The organism is bacterium (assembly GCA_021372535.1).
In the GTDB taxonomy this organism is placed as follows: domain Bacteria; phylum Latescibacterota; class Latescibacteria; order Latescibacterales; family Latescibacteraceae; genus JAFGMP01.
Window position 1 is genome coordinate 1 of the sequence record JAJFUH010000126.1, and the last position, 12,475, is coordinate 12,475.

Here is a 12,475-nt window from a genome sequence, read left to right on the forward strand (position 1 = left end):
GACGCTCGAGCGCAAAGAAAACGAAGGCTTCAACGCTGCCACCGAGAAGTACGAAGACCTCGTCGAGGCCGGTGTCATCGACCCGACCAAGGTTGTTCGCTCTGCGCTCGAAAATGCGGCATCGATTTCTTCGCTCCTCATTACCACCGAGGCTGTTGTCATCGAGCTGCCTGAAAAGGAAAAACCCGCTATGCCTTCTCCTCACGGCGGCGGCGGTATGGGTGACATGTACTGAGAATAATCGGTACATACGTTATATGAAACGCCTGTGTCTTCGGACACGGGCGTTTTTTTATGGGGGAAAACAGGAATAATGGTATGGAAGATGAAGAAACAGTTCTTGGTCGATACCACATTTTGTACAATAAAAATGATCAAGAGCATTTACGATTTTAGATTTACGATTTGACTCGCTGCGATGCATCACAGCGAATCGGGTAACAATTGGGGTTTGACAGGATTACAAACAGCTTACTGAACATATTTCACTTGACAGAAAAATTTATTTTATTGATATATATGACAGATACTTTTTGCTTTTTTATGGTGTGCTTGAAGGTGGGCATGAGAATTATTTGTGAATATGGTATATAATATCGAGGGAGGGCGGAAAAAAATCCAGAAGCCCGATGATATAGTAGTCTACCATGGAAAGTAATTTGCATACACTACTTTTCGAAGCGGCAAAATTAATAAATGTTTAAAATGTTTTAATTCTGAAGACTCATTATGAATATCAATAACTGTATCGGCTGTACAGCGTTCCCGTGCGCCGATGTACGGCACGAGCGTTACCGTGTGCCCGACATCGAGGTGACTCCGGAGAAGATATCCGTTGTCATGATCTCGGAAGCGGCGCCGGAAGCACCGGGCGACTACTATTATGCGGGAGGAGATTCCCTTTTCGAGCGCACGACAGTCCAGGCGTTTTCCGATGCGGGGGCTAAGGTTAAGTCTATCGGGGATATTGTCGGTCTGGGAGTTTACCTGACCACTGCGGTGAAATGCGGGAAGACGGGTTACGGTATCAGAACGGGCACTATCAAAGAATGCTCGCTCATTCTCGAAAAGGAACTGGCCCTGTTCACGGATGCGAAAGTCCTCATGCTCATGGGAGATGTTGCCATCAAGGCGATCAACTTCATCGCCCGGCGCGCCGGAGAGGCGAGAGTCATCCCCGCGGGCTCGACCTATAAAATACGAGGCGGTGAATTCTTCTTTCAGGGGAAACGGGTATTCCCGTCCTACCTTCAGGCAGGCCCCAGCTTTTTTATCGAAAAAAGCAAACGCAGGATGATAGCCGAGGACATATCCGCCGCCCTGCACCTCGCGGGGCTGGCCGAGTAATTGTCACCGACTCCAGTTATTATTGCTCAGGCGAATACATAACGATACTTTATATGGAACAGATGCCGAAACACGTTCGGCATGACGTCATCAGATGTCGCCAGTTCACCACCGCAGTAATAAATCAAATCCGCTCATATCATTATAGTCCACATAAATCCGTGTTCAATGCCGTTATGATTGGTATTTTTCCGTTTTTCTCCCGAAAACTCAACGCTGAATGATGAATCGAAAATTGATTCCACCTGAATGATTGTCAGATCATCGGATTTAAAACCGGGCAAAGCCGGTGTCTGTCGTTGCAATAATCGGGAAAAACGGCAGAAATTCTTGTTTACCTCGACGGGAAATCCTATATTGCTATGAAGTTCAGTATTTCCGGCGCCCGATCAGCATTATGTACTCCTGGCAGCCATCACTGTGCGGATTTATGATTGTTATGGTGGTTTCAATGGAAGTTGAAGCTGGCAGGGAATGCATACAGCTTGTTTATTAAAAAGCGATGTTTTTTCAACCTGTTTTGGTAAGATGGTGAATGGCAGAAATTAATACAATAACAGGAAACACGGTCAAGGGATATAGAGCAGCCGTACGCCGCGACATCCTTGCCTGTCTGGCGCTTGCCCTGATTACATGCGCCGTTTACTGGCAGGTCCGGGATCATGAGTTTGTCCTGCTGGACGACAACATGTACATTTTCGCCAACAGGCATGTGCTCAACGGTCCGACACCCGACAGTATACGGTGGGCGTTCAGCTTCAATGAGACATCCTACTGGCATCCGCTGACATGGCTCTCGCTCATGCTCGATGCCCGTCTCTTTGGCGGTAAATCCGCAGGCTTCCACCTTGAAAATGTGGCGCTTCATATTCTCAGCACGCTGCTCCTGTTTTATATCCTCCGGCGCATGACACATTCGTTCTGGCCGGGGTTTTTTGTCGCGGCGCTGTTCGCCCTTCATCCCGTAAATGTGGAATCCGTCGCATGGGCAACGGAACGGAAAAATACCCTGAGCACCTTCTTCTGGATGCTGACCGTCGCCGCGTATCTCCGGTATACTGCCAGACCGGGTATTCTGCGATATCTCCCTGTCCTCCTTTTCCTCGCTCTCGGACTCATGACGAAATCGTTTCTTGCTTCGCTGCCGTTTGTATTGCTTCTGCTCGATTTCTGGCCGCTCGGTCGTCTCGGCATCGGGCAGGCTGTTCCTGATTCGGTTAAGGGTGAAAAGAGGGGAGTGGAAGGAAATCCCTGGCATACTGCGGGCAGACTTGTTCTGGAAAAAACGCCGCTGTTCATGCTTTCGGCAGCGGCGGTCATCCTTTCATCCCTGTCGGCCTCATCATTCCGGACTTCCACCGAGGTGATTCCCTTTACTCACCGGGTGGCCGTCTCTTTTATTTCTTATATTCTTTACATTGTCAAAATGGTGTGGCCCGCCCGTCTCGCGGTCTATCGACCATACCCTGAATCCGTCCCGTTATGGCAGTCGGCCGGCGCCCTTCTCATTCTTCTGGGCCTTACATTCATGATACTAAAGGCTGCTCGCAGGGCGCCATATCTTACCGTGGGCTGGCTGTGGTATCTCGGTACTCTTTTTCCGGTTATCGGACTTGTACAGGCAGGATTGTGGCCGTTCGTCGCCGACCGGTTCGCATATGTCCCGTTTATCGGCCTGTATATCATGGCAGCATGGGGAGTGCCCGAACTTCTGAAACAATGGCGTTTCAGGAACTCCGTTCTCACTGTTATTTCTGTGATTCTCCTGACCGCATACGCTGCGGTGACATGGATAAATATCGGATACTGGCAGAACAGCGAGAAACTTTTCAGGCATGCCCTGGCGATTACGCCGGGTAACTACCTCATTCACAATTCCATGGGAGCTCTTTACGCTTCTCAGGGAAAATTCGACGATGCTCTCGTTCATATCAACGAAGCACTGAGGCTCGAACCGGGCCGTCCAAGGAGCATCAGCCTTCTTGCATATGTGCTTGCCTGTCAGGGGAAAAAAGAGGAAGCCCTCGCGTATGCCCGTGAATCGGCGCGACTGATGCCAGACAATGCCGCAATCCGTTATAACCTGGGATATGTATACTCCCTCATGGGTCGGTACGACAATGCCATCGATGAATACACCGCCGCGCTGAAAACGGAACCTGACTATGCCGAAGCACACATGGAACTTGCCAGAATATATATAAGCCGCGGCGATCTGGGGCAGTCTCTCGTTCATGCCCGCGAAGCATCACGGCTCATGCCCGATAATGCCGACGCGCACACTGTTCTTGCTCAGGTGCTTCTCTCCATGGGTAATGTCGACGAGGCCTGTGTCCATGCCCGGATCGCGGTGCGGCTCAAACCCGATTCTGCCGATGCCCGTATCACACTTATAAAAATTCTTGAACGGCAGGGGCGGCTCGACGAAACCATCGGCAATACACAGGAGTTATTACAGCAAAAGCCCGACAACGCAGAAGCTCGTACGATTCTGGCGCGGACACTCATGCGTCAGGGAAAGCTTACAGAGGCTCTGTCCAATGCGGAAGAAGCGGTGCGTCTCAATCCCGGTTCAGGCGAAACTCACAGCACTCTGGCAGGTGTTCTCGCTCTCATGGACAGGCTCGATGAAGCCATAGAGCAGTACCGTGAGTCTGTTCGGCTCAATCCGGGAGATTCGAATGTCCATTACAACTATGCCAATCTTCTGGTCCGGAAAGGGCAGTTGGACGATGCCGTTATCTACTATAAAGAAGCGCTGAAGCTTCAGCCCGATTATGCTCAGGCACATAACAATCTCGGAAATGTATATACATTTCAGAAAAAGTATGCGCAGGCCACAGAACAGTACCGTGAAGCCCTGCGGTATAAACCGGATTTTACCGATGCCCTGAAAAACCTTGAGAAAGTATCCGCTATCGAACGAAAGAAATAAGAGGGCTGTGAAAAAGTATATTTTTCACGAGCCCCATGACGAAATGTGTTGTTTCAGTGCTGTCAAGGGCATGTAAGCATGTCCCCGAATTATTAATCGGGGATCAGCACTTCGTGCCGACCCTTGACAGCTTATATCCACGTAAATGGTGTTTATCACAACGCTTCTAAGAAGGCGGCGAAAAGTATCTTTCATACGCCCTCATTACTTGTGGACCTGACAGCTTGATATCCACTATACAGGCATTTTTTACAAGGCGTTTTGATGAAGAAAAAAAACACCCGGAATCAGCCGGAAATTACCGTCCCAAAGACTGTAAAAAGTACGAATGAGAAGGTTTTCAGCCTTCGGCGCGAGGGGATTGTCTGTCTTGTGCTTATAATAGCCACGCTTGCCGTGTACGGGCAGGCGCGTCATTTCGATTTTACCAACTATGATGACAACAAGTATGTAACTGAAAATTACTCCATACGTAACGGCTTGAATCCAGAAAGCATTTCGTGGGCATTCACCACAGGATATGCCGCAAACTGGCACCCGCTGACATGGATTTCGCATATGGTTGATTATTCGCTCTATGGACTCGGCGCAGGCGGCCATCATATTACCAGTGTATTGTTCCACGTTGCGAATACTCTTTTATTGTTCCTTGTTCTGAGGCTCATGACGGGGGCATTCTGGCAGAGCGCTGTTGTTGCCGCTTTTTTTGCCCTTCATCCGCTCCATGTGGAATCGGTTGCCTGGATTTCGGAACGCAAGGATGTGCTGAGCGCCTTTTTCTGGATGCTTACCCTGCTGGCATATTACTATTATACCGTAAATCCGGGAATAAAACGGTATCTTCCGGTGGCGCTGTGCTTTTCACTGGGTTTCCTGTCCAAACCCATGGTGGTGACATTGCCGTTCGCTTTATTGCTGCTCGATTACTGGCCGCTCGGTCGATTGAAAATCGGGCAGTACGGTATGGCTTCCGCGCCGAAAATCAATGAAAGAATTCACTCCGGGAAAAGAAGAATGACGCCCGGACAAGTACTTATCGAAAAAATCCCCCTGTTCTTCCTTTCTGCTCTGTTCAGCTTTATAACCTATTTCGTTCAGGAAAAAGGCGGGGCAATACAGGCTTCGGAGCTGTTCCCCTTCCGACTCCGGTTCGAGAATGCTATCGTATCGTACATAATCTACATGTACAAGACAATCTGGCCTTTCAGGCTCTCCGTATTCTACCCTCATCCCGGCGAATCGCTCAAGATGTGGCAGGTTATGGGATCGGCGGCGCTGCTTGTCATCGTTACCGTACTGATTATCAGAAGCGCGCGGCGTTATCCTTTCCTCGTTACGGGATGGTTGTGGTTTCTCGGTATTCTTGTGCCGGTCATCGGCCTGGTTCAGGTGGGTATTCAGGCTCTGGCAGACCGGTATACCTATATTCCGATCATCGGCCTTTTCATAATGGCCGCATGGGGTATTCCCGAGTGTATGAAACGGTGGAATTACCGGAACATCGCCCTTTCTGTTGTGACGGGAGTTCTGGTCACCGCGAGTACAGCAGCTGCATGGGTTCAGACAGGGTACTGGCGGGACAGCAGCACCCTTTTCAGGCATGCAGTCGATGTCACATCGAATAACTATCTTGCTCACAACAATCTGGGTGCGTTTCTCGAAGAACGGAAAGAGCACGACGAGGCCATCAGGCATTTCGAGGAAGCTCTCCGCATAAATCCCGACTATCCCGACGCCAATAACAATCTTGGAGTTTTGCTCAACGGTCTGGGACGCAGCGAGGAGGCGATGGATCACTTCAGCAGGGTGCTCCGGGTTAATCCGAACCATGCGCGGGCGCATAACAATATGGGATCCGTACTCGATGGTCTGGGACGGCATGACGAGGCGGCCGTACATTTTCTCATAGCCATCGATAATGATCCCGGATATATCAACGCATACAACAATTACGGTATTTCACTGGAACGTCAGGGCAAACTGGATGAGGCAACCGCTCAGTTTCTCACGGTGCTGCGCCTCGAACCTTTCAACGCGGAGGCGCACAATAATCTGGGAAGTGTCTGTCTGCGGCAGGGAAAGATCGATGCAGCCATATCCCACTATAAGGAAGCGCTCGGACTGAAACCCGATTATCCTGAGGCGCTTGTCAACCTCGGCAGTATCATGCTGCAGCAGGGCAGGCTCGATGACGCCCTCAACTATTGTAACGAGGCTCTGCGCCTGAATCCGGATTATGCTGATGCCTATTACAATCTTGGTAACGTCTATGCCCGCCAGGGGAGGTTCGACGATGCCTGTAGCAGGTATTATGATGCGCTCCGGTTGAAACCCGATCATGCCGAAGCGCAGATGAATCTCGGAAATGTGTTTTATTCGGGCCGCGGAAACCTCGATTCAGCCTATGTCCATTACAGCGAGGCGCTCCGTCTGAAACCCGATTATCCCGAGGCCCATAATAATCTTGGCAGCCTTCTCTTCAGCAGGGGAAATATCGGTGAAGCAGCCCGTCACTTCAGCGAGGCGGTACGGCTCAAGCCCGATTACGAGGAAGCCCGGCAGAATCTCGAACATATTCGCGCCCTTATCAAAAAGTGAAACACAGTCATGACCCGAAAAACCAATCGCCCGAAACATCACGACAAGAATACCGGACACGGGAATTCAAGCTCTCCGGAATCAGCTCGGAACGGCGATGTACGGGCTCTCCACAATAAAAAGCATCCAGATTCCGCTGTCGGACGCATACAAAAAACATCCGGGGGCCGTTCTCACGAAACCACGTTTGCCGTTCGCCGTGAACTGCTTGTCCCGGTATTACTTGTAATTGCCATCCTCGCCGTGTACGTACAGGTAAAAAATCATGACTTCATCAATTTCGACGATGATGTCTACATTTACCAGAACAGACACGTGCTCGGTACACCGACTCCTGAAAATCTCCAATGGGCCTTCAGTTTCAACGAAGCGTCATACTGGCATCCGGTGACATGGCTGTCGCTTATCCTCGATGCCCGCTTTTTTGGAAAAAATCCAGTCGGCTATCACCTTGAAAATGTGGCGCTGCATATCCTCAATACACTGCTTCTGTTTTATTTACTACGGAGTATGACACACTCGTTCTGGCCGAGCGCCTTTGTCGCGGCGCTGTTCGCTCTTCATCCCATGAATGTGGAATCGATAGCATGGGCCACCGAACGCAAGAATGTACTCAGCACCTTTTTCTGGATGCTTACAACGCTTTCGTACCTCAAATATGCGGTTCGTCCCGGGGCAGCGCGGTATTTCCCGATCTTTTTTCTTTTTGGCATTGGACTCATGGCAAAAACTTCTATTGCAACGCTTCCTGCGGTTCTGCTCCTTCTCGATTTCTGGCCCCTCAACCGTATCGCTTACCTGCAAACAGCTCAGGAAGTAAAATCCGGGAAAAATCCTGCCACGTACCGAACCGCTCTACGAAACACCGCACGGCTCGTACTGGAGAAAGTGCCGTTATTCGTCCTCGGGGCAGCAATTGTGTTAATTTCTTCACGGTCGATTTCGAAGTTTCATATTTCTACCGAATCGGTTTCACTCGCTCACAGGATAGCAGTCTCCTTCATTTCATATATTCTCTACATCGGAAAGATGGTCTGGCCGGCGAAACTTGCGGTGTACTATCCATACCCTGCATCCGTTCCCCTGTGGGAGTCAGTCGGAGCTTTTTTCCTCATTCTTGGCATGACCGCCGTGGTGGTGAAATTCGCGCGGAGAGCGCCATATCTCGCTGTGGGCTGGTTGTGGTTCCTCGGAACGTTATTCCCGGTGATAGGGCTTATACAGGCCGGTATGTGGCCGTTCATTGCCGACCGGTTCGCCTATATTCCGTTTATCGGCCTGTTTATCATGCTGGCGTGGGGTATCAACGATATCGTGCATACATGGCCGCGAATCCGAAGAGCGATACCCTATGCCGCAGTGGTAGTACTTGGTGCATTCGCGATTACAACATGGTTTCAGCTCCGTCACTGGCAGAACAGCGGGCGGCTTTTCCGTCACACCATCGATGTTACGCGGAATAACAGTGACGCATATCTCAGTCTGGGAGCATACATGGTGAGCCAGAATAAGGTCGAAGAAGCACTCACACTCTTTTACGAAGCGGTGCGTCTTAAACCGGGCAATCCGGAAGCCCATGCGAATCTCGCCAACCTTCTCATACGACAGGGTAAGCTCGACGAGGCGCGTGTCCACCTCGACCGGGCGATGCAGATCAGGCCCGACTATGCCGGCGCTCATTCCAATATGGTCGATATCCTCATCCGTCAGGGAAGAATCAATGATGCCCATACTCATGCGCTTGAAGCCCTCAGGCTGAAACCGGACGATCCGGATGCCCACAACAACCTTGGAGTCGTTTTCGTAAGCCAGGGCAAGTCAGATGAAGCGATCGGGCAATTCAACGAAGCAATCAGTCTGAATCCCGATAATGCTCGGGCCCACTATAACCTCGGTACGGTGCTCGATGGTCTGGGCAGACGGGACGACGCTCTGACACAGCTCTATGAGGCTGTCCGTCTCGATCCGGAATACGCGAATCCTCATTACAGCCTCGGCCGTCTTTTTTTCCGTGAAGGCAAGCTCGATTCTGCGCTTGTCCATTATACCGAGGCAGTCCGCCTGAACCCTGATTATGCCGAGGCTCATGACGATCTGGGAAATATTCTTCTCCGTTCCGGCAGGATCGATGAAGCATTGGTGCAATTCAATGAAACACTCCGCCTGAAGCCCGATTATCCCGATGCTCACTACAATCTGGGAAATATTTTTGCCCGCGGCGGCAATCTGGATTCAGCCCGTGTCCATTATTACAGAGCGCTCAGCGTGCAGCCAGACAATCCCGAAGTCCATACCAATCTGGGAAATGTGTTTTTCAGCATCGGTGAGCTTGATTCCGCTCGTGTTCATTATACGGAAGCTTTACGGTTCAAGCCTGATTATCCCGAAGTTCATAACAACCTGGGAAGTGTTTTCGTCCGCATGGGAATGCTCAATAACGCGGAACTCCACTACCGTGAAGCGATCCGGCTGAAACCCGATTATACCGAAGCCCGTAACAATCTCGAACATATTCTGTCATCGAAGAAATAATAACGTTAATTCCGCACTGAACAACAGAACCCTGTTGTTTCATCATACCTCCTCTATTTTTCTTTTCTCTGAATTTGTATTTATGTGTATTATTATATACTATATTCCGGCACATCGAAGGATTTCTATGCCCGGAGATCGAATAACAATCCCCTTCTCTCAATAATTTCCCTGTAACTTCTTTCAACATATGAAAATAGTTATTTTTCGTGTTTACTGGTAGTTATCACCTCGTTCCGACAGGAATCAGCTTGACAAAATTTCTTTACAATAGTAGATTTACTGACGACAATAGTAAATTTACTGACGACGATTATAAATTTACCGTATACAATAATAGTAGTATTATATACAGTGTATATATAATTAATAATATAAAGTATATTATCATTTACCAAACTCATCAAAGAGGACTTAACCGGCATGAACCGTACTGCGGGTGTTTCTCTTGTTCTCCTTCTTGTTTCCCTGGGAGTCTACTGGCAGACGGTACACCATGAGTTTACCAACTTTGATGACGGCGAATATGTGTCGGAGAACCGTTTTATCCAGAAAGGTCTGACTACCGAAAGTATCATATGGGCTTTTAAAACCGGTCATGCATCCAACTGGCATCCGGTGACATGGCTCTCGCATATGCTCGACTGTCAGCTTTTCGGATTGAATCCCGGGTATCACCACCTTACGAATGTATTTTTTCACTGCACAAACGCTATCCTCCTGTTTTTGATCCTTTCTTACATGACCGGCGCATTCTGGAAAAGCGCGTTTGTTGCTGCTCTGTTCGCTCTTCATCCGCTCCATGTGGAGTCGGTCGCCTGGATTGCGGAACGGAAAGACGTCCTGAGCACGTTTTTCTGGCTTCTGACAGTCGGCGCTTATGGTTATTATGCAAGAAAACCGGGAACGAAACGGTATCTGGCAGTCCTCGTCCTGTTTTCATTCGGCCTCATGGCAAAACCGATGGTCGTGACTCTGCCGTTTGTGCTTTTGCTCCTCGACTACTGGCCGCTCGGCAGGATTTCCTTTGGGGATGTCAAAGGTAATTCCGTCCGTAAATCCCGTCATCCGGAAACCCCCATACAGTTGAAAACACGCGCCATTTCACTGGTCAGGGAAAAAATTCCTCTCTTCATACTTTCCGCCATGGGAAGCGTTGTGACTTTTTTCATTCAGAATTCACGGGGAGTAGTACGAAATCTGGAGATAGTTTCCCTTGGAAGCCGCATTTCAAACGCCATTGTGTCGTACGGCTGTTATATCATGAAAACCATATGGCCGCTGAAGCTCGCTGTCTTTTATCCCCATCCGGGCGGCAACCTGCCGGTATGGAAAGTATTAGGCGCATCCGTATTTCTCCTGACTGTCACTCTGCTCGTGGTACGGTATGCGAGACGGTTTCCGTTTCTGGTTACCGGATGGTTGTGGTACCTCGGGATTCTTGTTCCCGTCATCGGCTTTGTCCAGGTGGGGAATCAGGCGATGGCAGACCGGTATACGTATATCCCCATTGTCGGTATTTTCATTATTGCCGCATGGGGAGTTCCCGAACTGATGAGGAAATTTCGTTTCCCCGGAATCATTATACCCGTCATGGCAGGAGTGATTCTTCTGGCCAGCGCCGAAAGGGCATGGGTGCAGACCGGTTACTGGCATGACTGTGATATGCTCTACCGTCATGCGCTCGAGGTTACCGACGGTAATTACCTTGCACACAACAATCTTGGGGCATACCTGATCGAAAAGAAGAATTACGAAGAAGCAATCGGGCATTTTACGGAAGCCCTCCGCTTCAAGCCCGAGTATATCGATGCACGGATTAACCTTGGAGTACTGCTGCACAACGAGGGAAATCAGGATGAAGCTCTGAAACAGTATACCGAAGTGCTCAGGATCGATCCCGACAACGCAAAGGCTCACAACAACCTGGGCGCCGTTATGGAGGATATCGGGAAAAAAGAAGAGGCCATCGGACAGTATACCGAAGCTCTTCGCCTTGAACCCGATTATGCAAAGGCTCATACGAACCTTGGTAAAGTCCTGCTCGGTTCGGGTAATAACGATGAGGCATATGTACATTTCGCCGAGGCGCTCCGTCTGGAGCCGATGAATGCCGAAGTACAAAACAATATGGGTGTCATGCTGGATGCTCTCGGAAAGCATGAAAACGCTATAACGTGCTATAACGAGGCACTGCGCATGAATCCTGATTATGTGGAGGCGCATAGTAATCTGGGAAATGAGTGTTTACGGCTCGGAATGCTCGAAGAAGCAGTTTCCCACTATAACGAGGCGCTGCGATTGAAGCCCGGGTATGCGGAGGCTCACTGTAAACTCGGCAGTGTCTACCTTCGCACAGGGGACCTCGACAGAGCTTTTACCCACTGTACGGAAGCCCTGCGGCTGAAGCCGGAATATCCGGATGCCCAATACAATCTCGGTACTGTTTATGCCCGCAAAGGAAATCCGACCGAAGCCGCAAAACACTACTACGAGGCGCTACGGCAAAAACCCGATTATGCCGAGGTTCACACGAATCTCGGAAACGTTTTCTTCAGTTGCGGAATACTCGATTCGGCCCGTGTCCATTACGACAGGGCACTGGAGTTGAAGCCCGATTATGCAGAGGCTCTCAACAATCTGGGGAGCGTTCTGTTCCGTCAGGGGAAAATCAAAGCGGCCATAAATCATTACAATAAGGCGGTGACTATTAAACCCGATTATGCCGAGGCTCGCTCCAACCTCGCGCATGCGCTCGAGTTTCAGAAAGCCGATAACGAAAACTAATAGTCGGGATGTTATCTCTCTGAATGGTATTTATCCCGTATTTATCTGAAAATGCATCTACGGTTCCCGGTTCTGAAACCCCGGTCAGGCGTCGGGAGTCTCTGGAACGCTGTCATTCCCGAATCTTTAATCGGGAATCTATATGCAGCCTGCATACATTTTTCATCCTTCGTTGTGACTATCTATGGTCATGAGAGTTATTCTGGTTATTGCTCCGGTGGTTAAACAGTGACATAAGATTGTATCATGCCGAACTTGTTTCGGCATCTATTCCAA

At 49.7% G+C, this 12,475-nt stretch carries 6 protein-coding genes; all 6 read left to right on the plus strand.

The window, feature by feature from the left end:
- Positions 1-235 (plus strand): chaperonin GroEL (gene groEL / locus LLG96_11765; protein MCE5250887.1); only part of this gene is annotated, 235 nt, incomplete at its 5' end.
- A gap of 494 nt (positions 236-729) precedes the next feature.
- On the plus strand, positions 730-1,347 hold the full coding sequence (locus LLG96_11770) for a uracil-DNA glycosylase (protein MCE5250888.1): 618 nt from the start codon (positions 730-732) through the stop codon (positions 1,345-1,347).
- 535 nt (positions 1,348-1,882) lie between these two features.
- Positions 1,883-4,282, plus strand: a complete 2,400-nt coding sequence (locus LLG96_11775) for a tetratricopeptide repeat protein (GenBank protein MCE5250889.1) — start codon at positions 1,883-1,885, stop codon at positions 4,280-4,282.
- A 264-nt stretch (positions 4,283-4,546) separates the two neighbouring features.
- Positions 4,547-6,880: a tetratricopeptide repeat protein gene (locus LLG96_11780; GenBank protein ID MCE5250890.1), complete on the plus strand. Its 2,334-nt coding sequence runs from the start codon at positions 4,547-4,549 to the stop codon at positions 6,878-6,880.
- Positions 6,881-6,889: 9 nt separating this feature from the next.
- Entirely contained in the window at positions 6,890-9,412 is a 2,523-nt protein-coding gene (locus tag LLG96_11785) for a tetratricopeptide repeat protein (protein MCE5250891.1), read from the plus strand.
- 423 nt (positions 9,413-9,835) lie between these two features.
- Complete coding sequence (locus tag LLG96_11790) at positions 9,836-12,199, plus strand: tetratricopeptide repeat protein (GenBank protein ID MCE5250892.1); 2,364 nt, start codon at positions 9,836-9,838, stop codon at positions 12,197-12,199.
- Positions 12,200-12,475: the final 276 nt, after the last annotated feature.

Coding starts and splice junctions, on each gene's coding strand:
- LLG96_11790 (MCE5250892.1), top strand. CDS start 9,836: ATGAACCGTACTGCGGGTGTTTCTCTTGTTCTCCTTCTTGTTTCCCTG.
- LLG96_11780 (MCE5250890.1), top strand. CDS start 4,547: ATGAAGAAAAAAAACACCCGGAATCAGCCGGAAATTACCGTCCCAAAG.
- LLG96_11775 (MCE5250889.1), top strand. CDS start 1,883: ATGGCAGAAATTAATACAATAACAGGAAACACGGTCAAGGGATATAGA.
- LLG96_11770 (MCE5250888.1), top strand. CDS start 730: ATGAATATCAATAACTGTATCGGCTGTACAGCGTTCCCGTGCGCCGAT.
- LLG96_11785 (MCE5250891.1), top strand. CDS start 6,890: ATGACCCGAAAAACCAATCGCCCGAAACATCACGACAAGAATACCGGA.